Annotated in this window: 19 protein-coding genes; 13 read left to right on the forward strand and 6 right to left on the reverse strand. The window is 69.7% G+C overall.

Annotated elements, in window-relative coordinates; translation table 11 throughout:
• The first annotated feature begins 105 nt into the window (after nt 1–105).
• A complete protein-coding gene (locus tag HAV39_RS39380) occupies nt 106–510 on the forward strand; it encodes a hypothetical protein (RefSeq protein ID WP_191844198.1) in 405 nt (134 codons plus the stop codon).
• A 113-nt stretch (nt 511–623) separates the two neighbouring features.
• Here HAV39_RS39380 and HAV39_RS39385 read toward each other — a convergent pair whose 3' ends face one another.
• Nucleotides 624–1,082: a hypothetical protein gene (locus HAV39_RS39385; RefSeq protein WP_191844199.1), complete on the reverse strand. Its 459-nt coding sequence runs from the start codon at nt 1,080–1,082 to the stop codon at nt 624–626.
• A gap of 182 nt (nt 1,083–1,264) precedes the next feature.
• On the opposite strand from HAV39_RS39385, the gene HAV39_RS39390 reads away from it, so the two are divergent.
• The 11 genes from HAV39_RS39390 (at nt 1,265) to HAV39_RS39440 (ending at nt 10,443) form a co-directional block, all read left to right on the forward strand.
• Nucleotides 1,265–1,480 carry an AtpZ/AtpI family protein gene (locus HAV39_RS39390; RefSeq protein ID WP_120318337.1) on the forward strand — a complete coding sequence of 72 codons (216 nt, stop codon included), beginning with the start codon at nt 1,265–1,267 and terminating at the stop codon, nt 1,478–1,480.
• Between the two features lie 28 nt (nt 1,481–1,508).
• The gene (atpB, locus tag HAV39_RS39395; protein ID WP_344403087.1) at nt 1,509–2,309 is read left to right on the forward strand and encodes a F0F1 ATP synthase subunit A; all 801 of its coding nucleotides are present in this window, start codon (nt 1,509–1,511) and stop codon (nt 2,307–2,309) included.
• 135 nt (nt 2,310–2,444) lie between these two features.
• Nucleotides 2,445–2,651 (forward strand): ATP synthase F0 subunit C, encoded by a 207-nt coding sequence (gene atpE, locus HAV39_RS39400; protein WP_120318338.1) that lies wholly within the window; start codon nt 2,445–2,447, stop codon nt 2,649–2,651.
• 74 nt (nt 2,652–2,725) lie between these two features.
• Nucleotides 2,726–3,274 (forward strand): F0F1 ATP synthase subunit B, encoded by a 549-nt coding sequence (locus tag HAV39_RS39405; protein WP_191844200.1) that lies wholly within the window; start codon nt 2,726–2,728, stop codon nt 3,272–3,274.
• Nucleotides 3,274–4,095, forward strand: a complete 822-nt coding sequence (locus HAV39_RS39410) for a F0F1 ATP synthase subunit delta (RefSeq protein WP_120318340.1) — start codon at nt 3,274–3,276, stop codon at nt 4,093–4,095. Before HAV39_RS39405 ends, HAV39_RS39410 begins: the two co-directional genes overlap by 1 nt.
• A 127-nt stretch (nt 4,096–4,222) precedes the next feature.
• Nucleotides 4,223–5,857 (forward strand): F0F1 ATP synthase subunit alpha, encoded by a 1,635-nt coding sequence (gene atpA, locus HAV39_RS39415; protein WP_191844201.1) that lies wholly within the window; start codon nt 4,223–4,225, stop codon nt 5,855–5,857.
• A 2-nt stretch (nt 5,858–5,859) separates the two neighbouring features.
• A complete protein-coding gene (locus tag HAV39_RS39420) occupies nt 5,860–6,789 on the forward strand; it encodes a F0F1 ATP synthase subunit gamma (protein WP_191844202.1) in 930 nt (309 codons plus the stop codon).
• Complete coding sequence (gene atpD, locus HAV39_RS39425) at nt 6,789–8,222, forward strand: F0F1 ATP synthase subunit beta (RefSeq protein ID WP_191844203.1); 1,434 nt, start codon at nt 6,789–6,791, stop codon at nt 8,220–8,222. The genes HAV39_RS39420 and atpD overlap by 1 nt, the downstream gene beginning before the upstream one ends.
• Before the next feature lie 128 nt (nt 8,223–8,350).
• Nucleotides 8,351–9,616, forward strand: coding sequence for an LCP family protein (locus HAV39_RS39430; RefSeq protein WP_191844204.1), 1,266 nt, complete (start codon nt 8,351–8,353; stop codon nt 9,614–9,616).
• 97 nt (nt 9,617–9,713) lie between these two features.
• Nucleotides 9,714–9,998, forward strand: a complete 285-nt coding sequence (locus HAV39_RS39435) for a F0F1 ATP synthase subunit epsilon (protein WP_144120375.1) — start codon at nt 9,714–9,716, stop codon at nt 9,996–9,998.
• A gap of 22 nt (nt 9,999–10,020) precedes the next feature.
• Nucleotides 10,021–10,443 (forward strand): DUF2550 domain-containing protein, encoded by a 423-nt coding sequence (locus HAV39_RS39440; RefSeq protein WP_120318346.1) that lies wholly within the window; start codon nt 10,021–10,023, stop codon nt 10,441–10,443.
• 22 nt (nt 10,444–10,465) lie between these two features.
• Here the strand turns inward: HAV39_RS39440 and HAV39_RS39445 are convergent, their stop codons facing one another.
• From HAV39_RS39445 to HAV39_RS39460, 4 genes are read right to left on the reverse strand one after another with little or no spacing between them, the layout of a single operon-like run.
• Nucleotides 10,466–11,260: an ABC transporter permease gene (locus HAV39_RS39445; protein WP_191844205.1), complete on the reverse strand. Its 795-nt coding sequence runs from the start codon at nt 11,258–11,260 to the stop codon at nt 10,466–10,468.
• Between the two features lie 22 nt (nt 11,261–11,282).
• Entirely contained in the window at nt 11,283–12,254 is a 972-nt protein-coding gene (locus HAV39_RS39450) for an ATP-binding cassette domain-containing protein (protein ID WP_191844206.1), read from the reverse strand.
• A 48-nt stretch (nt 12,255–12,302) separates the two neighbouring features.
• On the reverse strand, nt 12,303–12,689 hold the full coding sequence (locus tag HAV39_RS39455; protein WP_373311610.1) for a VOC family protein: 387 nt from the start codon (nt 12,687–12,689) through the stop codon (nt 12,303–12,305).
• On the reverse strand, nt 12,686–13,264 hold the full coding sequence (locus tag HAV39_RS39460; protein ID WP_120318350.1) for a cob(I)yrinic acid a,c-diamide adenosyltransferase: 579 nt from the start codon (nt 13,262–13,264) through the stop codon (nt 12,686–12,688). Before HAV39_RS39460 ends, HAV39_RS39455 begins: the two co-directional genes overlap by 4 nt.
• Here HAV39_RS39460 and murA point away from each other — a divergent pair.
• Entirely contained in the window at nt 13,263–14,639 is a 1,377-nt protein-coding gene (gene murA / locus HAV39_RS39465; protein WP_191844208.1) for a UDP-N-acetylglucosamine 1-carboxyvinyltransferase, read from the forward strand. The genes HAV39_RS39460 and murA overlap by 2 nt on opposite strands.
• Before the next feature lie 107 nt (nt 14,640–14,746).
• On the opposite strand, the gene HAV39_RS39470 is transcribed toward murA, so the two are convergent.
• The gene (locus HAV39_RS39470; protein ID WP_191844209.1) at nt 14,747–15,067 is read right to left on the reverse strand and encodes a hypothetical protein; all 321 of its coding nucleotides are present in this window, start codon (nt 15,065–15,067) and stop codon (nt 14,747–14,749) included.
• Nucleotides 15,068–15,158: the final 91 nt, after the last annotated feature.

The following is a 15,158-nucleotide window of genomic DNA, read 5'->3' on the forward strand; positions in this document are numbered from 1 at the left end:
ACCCACCCACCCACTCCACCCGCTCCGCCTGGTTGATCATGAACTTGAGGGCGTGTTCGACGGCGTGTCGCTACCCTGGCACCGTGATCAGCGAGAAAAGACGGCGTGATGCTCGGTAAACGGTTGAGGTTCCTGCCGTTCATGCTGGGGGTGACCGCGGTGGTGGCCGTGGTGGCGCCGCTGGTGGCGTATCTGGTGGTCGGCTCGCAGGCCGCGTTGGGCGTGCTGGCGGGAGTGGCCCTGGTGGCGGCCAGCTACCTGCTGTCCAGTTTCGTGATCGCCTGGGCGGACTCGATCAGCCCGAAGCTGGTGCTGTCGGTCGGGCTGCTGATGTACGGCGTCAAGTTCACCGTGCTGTTCCTGGTGCTGGCCGTGATCGCGCAGACGGGCTGGGCGGGCCTGCGGCCCATGGCCATCGGCATCGGCATCGCCGCCATCGCGTGGACCATCGGCCACGCCTGGTGGCTCTGGCACGCCAAAATCCCCTACATCGACGAGCCCGAGAAGTAACACTCGGCACACCGCGCCCCGGACCTCGAGCTGTTGATCACGGCGCCGGGGAGGCGACGCGCCGTCGAACACGTCCACAAGTTCATGATCAACCCGGCGAGGGATGGCTGGGGTCAGCCGAAGATGGGTGGGCGGCAGGGGTCCTTGACGGCGCCGGAGATGAGGTTGTCGCCCTCGGTGTCCTTGCGGGATGTGCGCGACCAGTCGACGACGGTGCGGAAGGTGCCCGTGCGGCAGCTGATGCTCAGGTCCTTGGACTGGTACTTGAGTTCGGCGGCGTAGGTGGCCTTGCCCTTGAGAGTGTGTGTGCGGGAGGCCACACTGCGCCATACGTCACCGTCGCGGCGCTCGATCTTGATCTTCAGAACGAGGGTCTCGGCGCCGGGGGTGGCGCACCGGTAGCGGACACGACCGGCGAAGCTGTCGCGGTCCTCGTCGGCCTTCGGACCATCGACGACGACCGTGCAGTGCACGGGCTTGGTCGATTCCCGGTCGTCGTTGCCGCGTGGCTCACAACCGCTGCTCAATGCTGTGAGCAGCGCGAAAACTACAGGTATCGTGAGCTTGCGCATCGCCGCACCGCCGTGGGGGAGAACGGAAGGGTTGTCTCCATCTCAGCGGTTCGACGCGGTTAAATCAACATCGATCTCATCCTTGTGGAAGTTGACGTGCTGTCGACCTGGTGATGAACATCGCTCGCGTACGGGGGGTGCGTCGTCCACTGCAAGGGGTGGCTGATATTGTTCGCCGCGTCATGGCCGATGACCAGCCTCCGAAGCGCCCTCACACAGAGGGCGCCGATGCGGGTTGGGCGGCCATCGGGTATCTCCTCGGCGGAATGTTCGTCTGGGGAGGGGTCGGGTGGCTCATCGATAAGTGGCTGGGACTCCCCAACGTCGGGCTGTTGATCGGTTTGATCGGCGGCGCGGCCGCCGGGGTCTATCTGACCGTGAAAAGACTGGACGGGTGACCGTGCCCGATCGACGGAGGATGACAGGTTGATTACGCAGCCGGGTTTCCTTGCCTCGGAGTTTCCGCCGAGCGTGGATGTCTTCGACTACAAGACCCTGATTCCGTCGCTCGAAGGCAGCATGTGGGCCGGGGCCTTCACCAAGTTGAGCCTCCTGGTCTGGATGGCGGTCGCCATCGTCATCGTCTTCTTCCTCGTGACGTACCGCAACCCCACGCTGGTGCCGACCAAGAAGCAGTGGCTCGCCGAGTCGGTCTACGGCGTCGTGCGCAACAACATCGCCACTGACATCATCGGCCCGCAGGGCGTGCGCTTCGCGCCGTACCTGGCGACGATCTTCTGCTTCGTCTTCGTGACGAACCTGTGGAGCATCGTGCCGTTCGCGCAGATCTCCCCCAACTCGCACCTGGCCTTCCCGGCCGTGCTGGCAGTGCTGACCTGGCTGGTCTACATCGGCCTCGGCATCAAGAAGCACGGCGTGCTGGGCTACCTCAAGCACTCCACGGTGCAGCCGGGCGTGCCGTGGTGGGTGCACCCGATCCTGGTTCCGATCGAGTTCCTCTCGAACCTGATCCTGCGCCCGATCACGCTGGCCGTCCGTCTCTTCGCGAACATGTTCGCCGGCCACATGATCCTGCTGGTGTTCACCCTCGGTGGCGTGGCCCTGTGGAACGCGGGCCCGCTGCTGCTGAAGCCCGCCGCGCTCGGCAGCTGGGTGTTCGCCGTCGTGATGACGCTGTTCGAGCTGTTCATCCTCAGCCTGCAGGCATATGTGTTCACGCTGCTGTCGGCGACCTACTTCCAGAGCTCGATCTCCGAAGAGCACTGAGCTCCGGCGCACCGAGACACCCGCGCCGAGCGGCGCGACACACTCTGGCTTTCGATCCACAACTGAAGATCGTTCATACCTGTAACCAAAAACGTGCGCGTGACTGGCACGCGTCGAACTCAGGAGGAAACCAACATGACCGGCAGCCTTAACGTCATCGGCTACGGCATCGCCGCCCTCGGCCCGGGTATCGGCGTGGGTCTGGTCTTCGCCGCCTACATCCAGGCGACCGCCCGTCAGCCCGAGAGCGCCGGCCTCACCCGCACCTACATGTTCATGGGCTTCGCCGTCGTCGAGGCGCTGGCCCTGCTGGGCCTGGTTCTCGCGTTCGCCATCAAGTAAGTAGCGGGCCCGAGCGCCGAGCCGATCCGGTGACCGGTCCACGACGACCGGTCACCGCCGAAGGGGAGTGACCAATGAACATCGCACAAGAGGCGCCTGGCGCGCCTGAGGAGCACGCGTACAACGTGCTCGGTGTGCCGCTGGCTGAGGTGATCGTCGGCCTCATCGCCTTCGGTGTCCTGCTGTTCGTGCTGACCAAGTTCGTGTTCCCGCGTATGGAGAGCATGTTCCAGCAGCGCGTCGAGGCCATCGAGGGTGGTCTCGTCAAGGCGGAGAAGGCTCAGGCCGAGGCCGCCGCCCTCCTGTCGCAGTACAAGGCGCAGCTGGCCGAGGCTCGCACGGAGGCCGCGCGCATCCGTGACGAGGCCCGCGCCGATGCCGAGGGCATCCGTGCCGACGTGCTGGGCAAGGCCCGCGAGGAGTCCGACCGCATCATCGCGGCCGGTCGCGAGCAGCTGGCCGGCGAGCGGGCGAGCATCGTCCGTGAGCTGCGCACCGAGATGGGAACGCTCGCGGTCAGCCTGGCCGGCAAGATCGTTGGCGAGTCGCTGGAGGACGAGGCCCGTCGTCGTGGCACCGTCGAGCGCGCGCTCGCGGACCTCGAGAGCGCCGGAGCCCGCTGATGCAGGCGGCAAGCCGAGAGTCGTACGCCGCGGCGCGCGCGGCGCTGGAGGCCTCCACCGGAGGCGCCGGCGCCGCCGCCACGGCGGTGACCGCGCAGGAGCTGCTGTCCTTCGCGGATCTGCTGGCTCGCGAGCCGCGGCTGCGCCGCGCGCTGTCCGACCCCTCCCGTCCCGGCGAGGAGCGCGGCGAGCTCGCCGCGGGCCTGCTGGCGGGCAAGGTCGGCCAGGGCACGGTCGACCTCGTCAAGGTGCTCGCGTCCGGCCGCTGGTCGGCCGCGTCGGAGCTGCTGGAGGCCGCTGAGCGGCTCGGCGTCGACGCGCTGCTGGCCTCGGCCGAGCTGGCCGGCGACCTCAACGAGGTGGAGGACGAGCTGTTCCGCTTCGGGCAGATCGTCGACGGCGACCCGCAGCTGGCCGCCACGATCGGCGAGTTCGTCGTGCCGGTGGCGCGCCGGGCCGAGCTGGTCCGGGGTCTGCTGCAGGGCAAGGCGAAGCCGGTCACGGTGACCCTGGCGGAGCTGGCGGTGCGGGGCTTCGGCGGCCGCACGTTCGGCAACGGCATCACCCGCCTGGTGGAGCTGGCCGCGGAGCGCCGCGAGGCGCAGGTCGCCTACGTCACGGTCGCCGAGTCGCTGACCGAGGCGGAGGAGGCCCGGCTGGCCTCGTCCCTGTCCGCCATCTACGGCCGTCAGGTCTCGGTGAAGGTAACCGTCGACCCCGCGGTGCTGGGTGGGCTGCGCGTGCAGGTCGGCAGCGACCTCTACGACGGCACCATCGCACGGCGGCTGGCCGCAGTCCGCAACGCGCTCGCCGGCAAGTGAGCGCCGGAGTGCCGGCAGACGCCTGATGCGCCGCTTGAGCGGTGGCGCGCCGGGACGAACCGCACTCCGTGAGAACCGCAACCGAACCTGACTTTTGACAGTCACGACACCCGTTAGGAAGCTGAGGATGGCCGAGCTGACCATCTCGTCCGAGGAGATCCGTGGAGCGCTTGAGCGTTTCGTCTCCTCGTACGCGCCCGAGATCTCCCGCGAGGAGGTCGGCGTCGTCACCGAGGCCGGTGACGGCATCGCCAAGGTGGAGGGTCTCCCCTCGACCATGGCCAACGAGCTGCTGGAGTTCGCGGACGGCACCCTGGGTGTCGCGCTGAACCTCGACGTCCGCGAGATCGGTGTCGTCGTTCTGGGAGCCTTCGAGGGCATCGAGGAGGGCCAGCCGGTCAAGCGCACCGGCCGCGTTCTCTCCGTGCCGGTGGGCGACAAGTTCCTGGGCCGCGTGGTGAACCCGCTGGGTGAGCCGATCGACGGCCTGGGCGAGATCGCCAACGAGGGCTTCCGCGAGCTGGAGCTGCAGGCTCCGAACGTGATGGTCCGCAAGTCGGTGCACGAGCCCCTGGCGACCGGCATCAAGGCCATCGACGCGATGACCCCGATCGGCCGTGGCCAGCGTCAGCTGATCATCGGCGACCGCAAGACCGGCAAGACCTCGGTGGCGCTGGACGCGATCATCAACCAGCGTGACAACTGGAAGTCCGGCGACCCGGTCAAGCAGGTGCGCTGCATCTACGTCGCGATCGGCCAGAAGGCCTCCACCATCGCGTCCGTCAAGGGCACGCTGGAGCAGGCCGGCGCGATGGAGTACACCACCATCGTCGCGTCGCCCGCGTCGGACCCGGCCGGCTTCAAGTACCTGTCGCCGTACGCCGGCTCGGCCATCGGCCAGCACTGGATGTACGCCGGCAAGCACGTTCTGATCGTCTTCGACGACCTGAGCAAGCAGGCCGAGGCCTACCGCGCCGTGTCGCTGCTGCTGCGCCGCCCGCCGGGCCGTGAGGCCTACCCGGGTGACGTCTTCTACCTGCACTCGCGTCTGCTGGAGCGTTGCGCGAAGCTCTCCGACGAGCTGGGCGCGGGCTCGATGACCGGTCTGCCGATCATCGAGACGAAGGCCGGCGACATCTCGGCGTTCATCCCGACCAACGTCATCTCCATCACCGACGGGCAGATCTTCCTCGAGGAGTCCCTGTTCAACTCGGGTGTGCGTCCGGCCATCAACGTCGGCACGTCGGTCTCCCGGGTCGGTGGCTCGGCGCAGACCAAGCCGATGCGCAAGGTCTCCGGCCGCCTGCGTCTGGACCTGGCCCAGTACCGGGAGCTGGAGGCGTTCGCCGCCTTCGCCTCGGACCTGGACAAGACCTCGCTGGCCCAGCTGGAGAAGGGCGGCCGGCTGGTCGAGCTGCTCAAGCAGCAGAACTTCTCGCCGTACCCGATGGAGGAGCAGGCCGTCTCGATCTGGTCCGGCACCGAGGGCAAGCTCGACGACATCCCGATCGCCGACGTGCGCCGCTTCGAGGCCGAGTTCCTGCAGCACCTGCGCAGCTCGCACAGCGACGTGCTGAAGACGATCGCGTCCGGCACCTGGGACGACGACGTCGCGGCCAAGCTCGACAGCGTGATCACCGAGTTCAAGAAGGGCTTCCTGCCCGCCGAGGACTCCCAGGTGGTCGTGGACGTCGAGGCCGAGGCGCTCGAGGGCGACGAGAAGACCGAGACCGTCACCCGCATCGTGGCTGAGAAGAAGTAGCCATGGCCGGGCAGGTACGAGTTCTTCGTCGGCGGATCAGGGCGACCCGCTCGACGAAGAAGATCACCAAGGCGATGGAGCTGGTCGCGACCAGCCGCATCGCCAAGGCTCAGGACCGTGTCGCGGCGTCGCTGCCCTACGCGAACGCCATCACCGGCGTGCTCACCGCGCTGGCGTCGAACACCACGGCCCAGCATCCGCTGCTGGTGCCGCGGGACCCGGAGCACCGGGCCGGTGTGCTGCTCATCACGAGCGACCGCGGCCTGTGCGGCGGGTACAACGCCAACGCGATCAAGCTCACCGAGCAGCTCATCGCGCGGCTCAAGGCGCAGGGCAAGCAGGTGGCGCTGTACGTCATCGGCCGTAAGGGGATCTCCTACTACACCTATCGCGGGCGCGAGCTCGCCGGTAGCTGGAGCGGGTTCTCCGAGCAGCCGCGCTTCGAGGACGCGCGCCGGGTCGGCGAGCTGCTGATCCAGGCGTTCGTGCACGGTGCGGACGACGGTGCGGACCACGCGGGTGAGGACGGCGTGCTGGGCGTGGACGAGTTGCACATCGTCTACACCGAGTTCAAGTCGCTCATCAGCCAGAACGCCGCCACGAAGATCTTCGCGCCGATGCAGGTCGAGGAGCGCGAGGGCAACAAGGGCGAGCTGCTGCCGGCGTACGACTTCGAGCCGAACGCGGAAGAGCTGCTGGACGCGCTGCTGCCGAAGTACATCAACACGCGGATCTACGCGGCGTTGCTGGACTCGGCGGCCAGCGAGTCGGCGTCGCGCCGCCGGGCGATGAAGAGCGCCACGGACAACGCCGAAGAAATGATCAAGTCGCTGACGCGGGAGATGAACTCCGCCCGCCAGGCCGCGATCACCCAGGAAATCAGCGAGATCGTCGGCGGCGCGAACGCGCTGGCGGCGGCGGGGAGTGAATGATGACCACTGCTATTGACACCAAGGCGGGCGTCGGTCGAGTCGTCCGGGTCATCGGCCCGGTCGTCGACGTCGAGTTCCCGCGCGACGCGATGCCTGAGATCTTCAACGCGCTCCAGGTCAACGTGACCCTGAGTGAGGGTGAGCGCACGCTGACCCTGGAGGTCTCCAACCACCTCGGCGGCAACGTCGTGCGTGCCATCTCGATGCAGCCGACCGACGGTATGGTCCGCGGCGCGCAGGTGACCGACACGGGTGCCCCGATCAGCGTGCCGGTCGGCGACGCCACCAAGGGCAAGGTGTTCAACGTCCTCGGCGAGTGCCTCAACCTCGAGAAGGGGCAGAAGCTCGAGGTCACCGAGCGCTGGCCGATCCACCGCAAGCCTCCGGCGTTCGCCGAGCTGGAGCCGAAGACCGAGATGCTGGAGACCGGCGTCAAGGTGATCGACCTGCTGGCCCCGTACGTCAAGGGCGGCAAGATCGGTCTGTTCGGCGGCGCGGGCGTGGGCAAGACGGTGCTCATCCAGGAGATGATCATCCGCGTTGCCCGTAACTTCGGTGGTACGTCCGTCTTCGCCGGGGTGGGTGAGCGCACCCGTGAGGGCAACGACCTCATCGCCGAGATGGCCGAGGCGAACGTGCTGGGCGACACCGCGCTGGTGTTCGGCCAGATGGACGAGCCCCCGGGCACCCGTCTGCGGGTCGCGCTGTCCGCGCTGACCATGGCCGAGTACTTCCGCGACGTGCAGAAGCAGGAGGTGCTGCTCTTCATCGACAACATCTTCCGCTTCACGCAGGCCGGTTCCGAGGTGTCCACCCTGCTCGGCCGTATGCCGAGCGCCGTGGGTTACCAGCCGACCCTCGCCGACGAGATGGGTGAGCTCCAGGAGCGCATCACCTCGGTGCGTGGCCAGGCCATCACCTCGCTGCAGGCCATCTACGTGCCCGCGGACGACTACACCGACCCGGCGCCGGCGACCACCTTCGCCCACCTGGACGCGACCACGAACCTCGAGCGCAAGGTGTCCGACAAGGGCATCTACCCCGCCGTGGACCCGCTGGCCTCGTCCTCGCGAATCCTGGCCCCGGAGTACGTCGGCGCGGAGCACTACGCCGTCGCCACCGAGGTGAAGCGGATCCTGCAGAAGTACAACGACCTGCAGGACATCATCGCCATCCTCGGTATGGACGAGCTGTCCGAGGACGACAAGGTCACCGTGGCCCGGGCACGCCGGATCGAGCGGTTCCTGTCGCAGAACACCTACGCGGCCAAGCAGTTCACCGGTGTCGAGGGTTCGACCGTGCCGGTGAAGGAGACCGTGGAGGCGTTCAAGAGGATCTCCCAGGGCGACTACGACCACGTCCCGGAGCAGGCCTTCTTCATGTGCGGCGGCCTCGACGACCTCGAGAAGAACTACCGCGAGCTGACCAAGTAGGTCCGTTCGCAGCAAAGGGGCGCCTCTCCCACCCGGAGCGGCGCCCCTTTGCCGTCGAGCCCGGTCGGGTTCGTTCGGTGGGACAATGCAGGAGCCAACGTCGCATCTGCCTCGTTAGCCACATCATGGTGGCGAAACGGTGGCGTACGGCGGCGCGGTGGGCACGCTGGAGCGTGCTGGGCGGTACGGCGCTGATGCTGCTCAGCGGCGCCTCCCTGGTCACCGTGGACCGGGTGATCGCGCGCTACGAGGGCGCGATCCACAAGGAAGACCTCTTCGGCGACGAGTCGGGCCGCCAGGCGCCGCCGCGGCCGGAGGACATCAAGGGTCCGCTCAACATCCTGCTGGCGGGCATCGACCCGCGGCACGGCGACCCGTTCTGGATCCCGCGGGCCGACTCGATCCTGGTCATGCACATTCCCGCCGGCCTGGACCGCGGCTACCTGTTCTCGCTGCCCCGGGACCTGCTGGTGGCCATCCCTCCGTTCGCCAAGTCCGGCTACCCCGGCAACCCCGCGGACAAGCTCGCCCACGCGATGTACTTCGGCTCGATGGTGCCCGGCGACCGGCGCGCCAACCACGCGCAGGGCTTCGAGCTGCTGGCCGCGACGGTCAGCCAGTACACCGGGATCGCCCGGTTCGACGCCGGAGCGATCATCGACTTCAGCGGCTTCAAGGACGTCATCGACGCGCTCGGCGGGATCGACATGACGGTCGACGAGCGGGTCGCCTCGATCCACCTGGAGCCCGACGGCGATCCGCGGGACCGGGGTCCCGGCAGCACCGGCTACGTCGGCGAGCAGATGGTCTACGAGCCGGGCCTGCGCCATTTCAAGGGCTGGCAGGCGCTGGACTACGCCCGGCAGCGCTACGTGACCGGCGGCGACTATGCCCGCCAGCGGCACCAGCAGCAGCTGGTCCGCGCGATGATCTCCAAGGCGTTCAGCGACGACGTGCTGACCGATCCGGTCCAGATGGACACCGTGCTGCGGGCGGCCGGGCAGTCGCTCACCTTCAGCGGCCGCGGGCACAGCGTGATCGACTGGGCGTTCGCGTTGCAGGACCTGCGCCCCAGCACCGTGCACATGATGAAGCTGTCCGGGGGCGGGGTGGGCCGCTACGTCGTCGACAAGGGCAAGGACGACGACGAGGGCGACGGCGGCGGCGATGACGGCGACGACGGTGGGGACGACGGCGACGACGGCGATGACGGGGACGACGGCGGGGACGACGACGACAAGAAGGACGACAAGAAGAAGAAGTCCAAGCCCAAGATGAAGTACCAGTACCTCGGCGAGCAGCTGGACTCCTACGCCCGCCAGTTCCTCGCTTCGGTCGCCGCCGGCTCGGTTGAGAACTTCGTGGCGTTTCATCCGGAAATGTTAAGTAAGTGAGAGTGGCCCGCAGCTCACACTGACCGGTCCTGGTGGGGACCGCTGATCACCGGCGGTTAGACTCGCTGCACCAATCTTGCACACCTGAGGAGTCATCGTGGCCAAGCTGCTCCAGGTCGAGCTCGTCGCCGTCGAGGAGAAGGTCTGGTCCGGGCAGGCCGAGATGGTCATCGCCCGCACCACCGAGGGCGAGCTGGGCGTGCTGCCCAGCCACGCGCCGCTGCTCGGCCAACTGGCCAACCCGGGCGGGGTGCGCATCATCCTCCCCGGCGGCGAGGAAAAGGCCTACGACGTCCACGGCGGCTTCCTGTCGGTCACGACCGAGGGCGTGACGGTCCTGGCGGAGACCGCGACCCCGGTCGCCCCGGCCGCGCGCCACTGAGCGACCAGCGCCCCCGACGACGATGAGGTCGCTGCTCGAAGTAGTCGCCATCGGCCTCGTCGTCCTGCTCGCCCTGCTGGCGGGCCTCTTCGTGCGCCGCGAGGTGTTCGCGCGCGGCCACGGCACCGTCGAGCTCTACCTCCGGCTGCGTCAGACGGCCGGAGGGCGCGGCTGGGCACCCGGCTTCGCCCAGTTCCGCGGCGACGAACTGCGCTGGTACCGGATGTTCAGCCTCTCCCCGCGCCCCCGCCGTACGCTCTCGCGCCGCGACCTGAAGGTGATCGCCCGGCGCGCGCCCAGCGAGGAGGAGTCGGTCCTGGTGCCCGCCGACTGGGTGGTGCTGCAGTGCGCCGACTCGCGGGCCCAGGTGGAGATCGCCATGCCGCTGCACACGGTCACCGGTTTCCTCTCCTGGCTCGAAGCTGCGGCGCCCTACTCGACGTAGCGCATGCGGGGCCGCACCCTGATCAGGGTGCGGGCGCGCGGCGGTAGCGGTGCAGGGCGAGCGGGATCGCGAGCAGCAGGGCCGCGGCGACCCAGGTCAAAGCCAGGGGGTACGCCGAGGACGGGGTCGCGCCGGAGCCCGCGGGTTCGTTGCCCCACAGCAGGCGCAGCGCCGTGACGACGGCGGAGACGGGGTTCGCCTCGGCGAGCGGGCGCAGCCACGACGGCATGGTGTCCGGCGGCGCCAGCACGTTCGACACGAACGTCAACGGGATCAGGCACACCGGCACCAGCACCCGGGCCGCGCCAGGACCGCGTACGGACAGCCCCACGACAACGGACAGCCACGTGACGGCGTACCCGAAGGTCAGGACCAGCAGGAAGCCCGCCGCGGCCGCTGCGGGGCCGTGGTGGACGCGCCAGCCCGCGATCACTCCCGTCGCCGCCGCGACCGCCGCCGTCATCGCGATCCGGACCAGGTCCGCCGCGGTACGCCCGAACAGCACCGCGGACGCGGGCACGGGCAGCGTCCGGAACCGGTCGACCATGCCGCGGCGCACGTCCTGCGCGACGCCCACCGCGGCCATTCCTGCGGTGACGGCGACCGCCTGCACGAGCAGGCCCGGGGCCAGGAACCCGGGATAGGAGGCCACCCCCGGCACGGCGACCACGCCGCCCAGCACCACGCCGAACAGCAGCATGAACAGCACCGGTTGCAGCAGGGGCAGCGCCAGCAGGCGCGGCTCCCGCCGGCCGCGCAGCAGCCCCCGCCGGGCCGTGACCCACACGTCCTGCGCCGCCGCCGCCAACTCGCTCACACCGTCCCCCCGCTGCGCTCGCTCATGCGCGAGCCTCCTCGTCGGCGAGGGTCGGGGTGGCGGCCTGGCCGGTGAGCTTGCGGAACACGTCGTCGAGGCTCGCCCGGTGGATGCCGATGTCGACCGGCTCGATGCCCGCCGCGTCCAGCCGGCGGACCAGCTCGACCAGGGCCGGGGTGCCCGCCACGACCGGTGCCTGGACCAGGTGCTGATCCAGGAAGACCACGGCCCGGCCGCCGCAGACCCGGTTCAGGATGTCCTCGGCGACCTGGGTCTCGGCCCGGTTGCCCAGCACCACCTGCAGCCGGTCGCCGCCGATGCGCCGGGTGAGCTCCTCCGGAGTGCCGCGGGTGAGCACGTGGCCGCGGTCGAGCACCACGATCTGGTCGGCGAGCTCGTCGGCCTCGTCGAGGTGCCGGGTCGCCAGCAGCAGGGTCGTGCCGGCGCGCACCCGCTCGCTGATCACGTCCCAGATGCCCAGCCGGCTGCGCTGGTCCAGCCCCGCGGTGGGCTCGTCGAGCAGGACCACGGGCGGTGCCGTCACCAGCGCGCCGGCCAGGTCGAGCCGGCGGCGCATACCGGCCGGGTAGCAGCGCACGGGCCGGTGGGCCGCCTCGCTCAGGTGGAATCGCTCCAGCAGCTCCTCGGCCCGCAGCCGGGCCCGCCGCCGGCCGAGCCGGTGCAGCCGGCCGAGCTGCTCCAGGTTCTCGAAGCCGGTGAGGAAGTCGTCGACGGCCGGGCGCTGCCCGCACATGCCGATGTCCTGGCGCGCCCAGCGCGGACGGGACAGCACGTCGACGCCGTTGACCAGGCAGCTGCCCGCGTCGGGGCGCAGCAGGGTGGCCATGATCCGCACCGCGGTGGTCTTGCCGGCCCGATCCGGCCCGAGCAGGCCCAGCACGGTGCCCTCCGGCACGCTCAGCGACAGGCCGGCCAGCGCGGTCACCGAGCCGTACCGCTTGACCAGCCCTTCCGCGACGATCGCAGCGGCCATGGACACACGGTAGTCACGGTATGGACCTGGCGCGCCGGATCCGCCCTTTTACCGGGTCGCGACCAGTTCGACCTCGTAACCCTGCTCGTCCTCCAGGTATGCGGCGTGGGTGTCCGGGCCGCCCGCGTGCGGGTGCCGGTCGGCGAACAGCAGCCGCCAGCCGTGCTCGCCCGCCGCCGCGACCAGCCCGTCCACGTCGGCGGGAGACCCCGCGTGCAGTGCCAGGTGGTTCAGCCCGGGTGCGCGCCGCTCGTGCCGGTCGCCGACCAGGTCGGGCGAACTCTCGAAGACGACGTACGCCGTGCCGTGCCGCCAGGAGACCCCGGCTTCCCAGCGCTGGTGCTCGACCCAGCCCAGCTCGGTCAGCAGCCAGCCCCAGGAACGCTCGGTCGCCGCCAGGTCCGGCACCCACACCTCGACGTGGTGCAGGCTCACCGGTTGGCCCCGGGCACCCACTTCACGTCGGCCGTGCCGTCGGAATTGGCGACTCTTCCGAGGATGAACAGCAGATCGGAGAGCCGGTTGAGATACTGTGCGGGCAGCGGGCCGGTGCGCTCCGCGTCCACGCTCAGCAGCGCGAACGAGGAACGTTCCGCGCGCCGGGCGGTGGTTCGCGCGACGTGCAGCAGGGCCGCACCCGGCGAACCCCCCGGCAGGATAAAAGAATCCAGCTTGGTCAGTCGTGCGTTGAACTCGTCGCACCAGCCTTCCAGGCGGGTGACGTAGTCCTGCGTGACGCGCAGCGGCGGGTACTTCGGATCGGGGGTGATCGGGTTGCACAGGTCGGCGCCCACGTCGAACAGATCGTTCTGGATGAGGGTCAGCACGTTGCGCACATCGTCGGCTAGGTTGCCCAGAGCGAGCGCCACCCCCAACGCGGCGTTGCACTCGTCCACATCGGCGTACGCGGTGATGCGCGGATCGGTCTTGTCCACGCGCTCGCCGTTGCCGAGCGCGGTGGTGCCGGCGTCGCCGGTCCTGGTGTAGATGCGGGTGAGGTGAACAGCCATGACAGCGAGCCTAATGGTGGCCGACGGTGGTGACTCCGTCGGCGCGTTGCTGGCGGGCGTCCGGACGGGGGGTCCGGCTTCTACGATGGCCGACGTGGATGTGATCCGGGTCAAGGGCGGCGTACGGCTGGCCGGCGAGGTCGGCGTGGTCGGCGCGAAGAACAGCGCGCTCAAACTGATGGCGGCGGCGTTGCTGGCCGAAGGCGAGAGCGTGATCACCAACGTGCCGCGCATCACCGACATAGCGCTGATGGGGGAGGTGCTGCGGCGGCTCGGCGCGGACGTGCTCTTCGAGGACGATCGGGTGCGCATCAACGTGCCCGCGAGGCTGCACCCCGAGGCCGATTACGAGCTGGTCCGCCGGTTGCGGGCGTCGATCTGCGTGCTCGGGCCGCTGCTGGCGCGCTGCGGCAGGGTACGGGTCGCGCACCCGGGCGGCGACGCGATCGGCTCCCGCGGGCTGGACATGCACGTGTCCGGCCTGGCGAAGATGGGCGCGGACATCAGCGGAGAACACGGCTTCGTCGTCGCCGAGGCCCCGTCCGGCCTGCACGGCGCGAAGATCAGCCTGGACTTCCCCAGCGTCGGCGCGACCGAGAACCTGCTGATGGCGGCCGTGCTGGCGCGCGGCACCACGGTGATCGACAACGTGGCACGCGAGCCGGAGATCGTCGACATCTGCCGGATGCTGACCGGCATGGGCGCGCGCATCGAGGGCGCGGGCACCTCCGAGTTGACCGTGCACGGCGTCGACGCGCTCCGGCCCGTCGAGCACGCCACCATCGGCGACCGCATCGTCGCCGGCACCTGGGCCTTCGGGGCCGCGATGACCCGTGGCGACGTCACCGTGCGCGGCATCGACCCGCGGTGCCTGGAGATCGCCCTGGACAAGATCCAGCAGGCGGGCGGCTCGGTCGACTACGGCCCCGACTGGTTCCGGGTGCGCATCGCCGACCGGCCCACCGCGGTCGACGTACGCACCCTGCCTTTCCCGGGTTTCGCCACCGACCTGCTGCCGATGGCCATCGGCATGGCCGCGGTGGCCGACGGCGTCTCGCTGATCACGGAGAACATCTTCGACGGGCGGTTCATGTTCGCCGAGGAGCTCAAGCGGCTCGGCGCGGACATCCGCATCGAGGGCCACCACGCGATGGTCCGGGGCCGGGAGAACCTGTCCAGCGCCGAGGTCACCGCGAGCGACATCCGGGCCGGAGCCGGGCTGGTCATCGCCGGCCTGTGCGGCGACGGCGTGACCACGGTCCGCGCCGTGCACCACATCGACCGCGGCTACCCCGACTTCGCCGGCGACCTGCGGGCGCTCGGCGTCGAGGTCGAACGCGCCGAAACCCCCGCCGACCCCGAATACGGCTTCTGACCCACCCCCGGTGCCTGCGGCGCCGCCCTTCCGTGCGCGGGCGCTGCGGGCTGCGGCGGGCCGCGGTGGTGGGACCGGGTGCCGGCGGCGTTGACGGCAACCGGGGATCAGCGGGTCTCGCCGACGACGCGGCGGGCGCGGCTGACCTCGTCGGCGAAGACCAGCACCCGGATCCGCCCGTCGGGTGCGGTGGCGAGTGTGGCTCGGATGCCGACGCTGTGCAGGTGCTCGCGGATGAGCGTCGCGTCGGCGAGGGTACGAACGACGGCGGCGCTGGCGAGCAGGCCGTAGTCGTCGAGGGCGGGGCTCGGCACGACCGGGGCGGGTGTCTCGGCGTCGCGCTGCAGGCCGCGGTGCAGCACCACGGCGAGGACCGCGATCGTCAGGATCGCGACCATCGGGCCGGCGAGATAGGCACTAGCAGGCATGATCCCAGTCTGCACCTCGGTGGCGGGGTCGCGAGGCCGTTCGCACCCTCCTGAGCGATCGTTTAGGCTCGACGCGTTCGGCCGCGCGTCC

This window comes from Catellatospora chokoriensis (assembly GCF_011297315.1).
Lineage (GTDB): Bacteria > Actinomycetota > Actinomycetes > Mycobacteriales > Micromonosporaceae > Catellatospora > Catellatospora citrea.

Bases quoted from the DNA above. Each gene is read 5' to 3' on its own strand.
- HAV39_RS39385 (WP_191844199.1), bottom strand. From the start codon at position 1,082: ATGCGCAAGCTCACGATACCTGTAGTTTTCGCGCTGCTCACAGCATTG.
- HAV39_RS39390 (WP_120318337.1), top strand. From the start codon at position 1,265: ATGGCCGATGACCAGCCTCCGAAGCGCCCTCACACAGAGGGCGCCGAT.
- atpE (WP_120318338.1), top strand. From the start codon at position 2,445: ATGACCGGCAGCCTTAACGTCATCGGCTACGGCATCGCCGCCCTCGGC.
- HAV39_RS39405 (WP_191844200.1), top strand. From the start codon at position 2,726: ATGAACATCGCACAAGAGGCGCCTGGCGCGCCTGAGGAGCACGCGTAC.
- HAV39_RS39410 (WP_120318340.1), top strand. From the start codon at position 3,274: ATGCAGGCGGCAAGCCGAGAGTCGTACGCCGCGGCGCGCGCGGCGCTG.
- atpA (WP_191844201.1), top strand. From the start codon at position 4,223: ATGGCCGAGCTGACCATCTCGTCCGAGGAGATCCGTGGAGCGCTTGAG.
- HAV39_RS39420 (WP_191844202.1), top strand. From the start codon at position 5,860: ATGGCCGGGCAGGTACGAGTTCTTCGTCGGCGGATCAGGGCGACCCGC.
- atpD (WP_191844203.1), top strand. From the start codon at position 6,789: ATGACCACTGCTATTGACACCAAGGCGGGCGTCGGTCGAGTCGTCCGG.
- HAV39_RS39440 (WP_120318346.1), top strand. From the start codon at position 10,021: ATGAGGTCGCTGCTCGAAGTAGTCGCCATCGGCCTCGTCGTCCTGCTC.
- HAV39_RS39450 (WP_191844206.1), bottom strand. From the start codon at position 12,254: ATGGCCGCTGCGATCGTCGCGGAAGGGCTGGTCAAGCGGTACGGCTCG.
- murA (WP_191844208.1), top strand. From the start codon at position 13,263: ATGACAGCGAGCCTAATGGTGGCCGACGGTGGTGACTCCGTCGGCGCG.
- HAV39_RS39460 (WP_120318350.1), bottom strand. From the start codon at position 13,264: ATGGCTGTTCACCTCACCCGCATCTACACCAGGACCGGCGACGCCGGC.
- HAV39_RS39470 (WP_191844209.1), bottom strand. From the start codon at position 15,067: ATGCCTGCTAGTGCCTATCTCGCCGGCCCGATGGTCGCGATCCTGACG.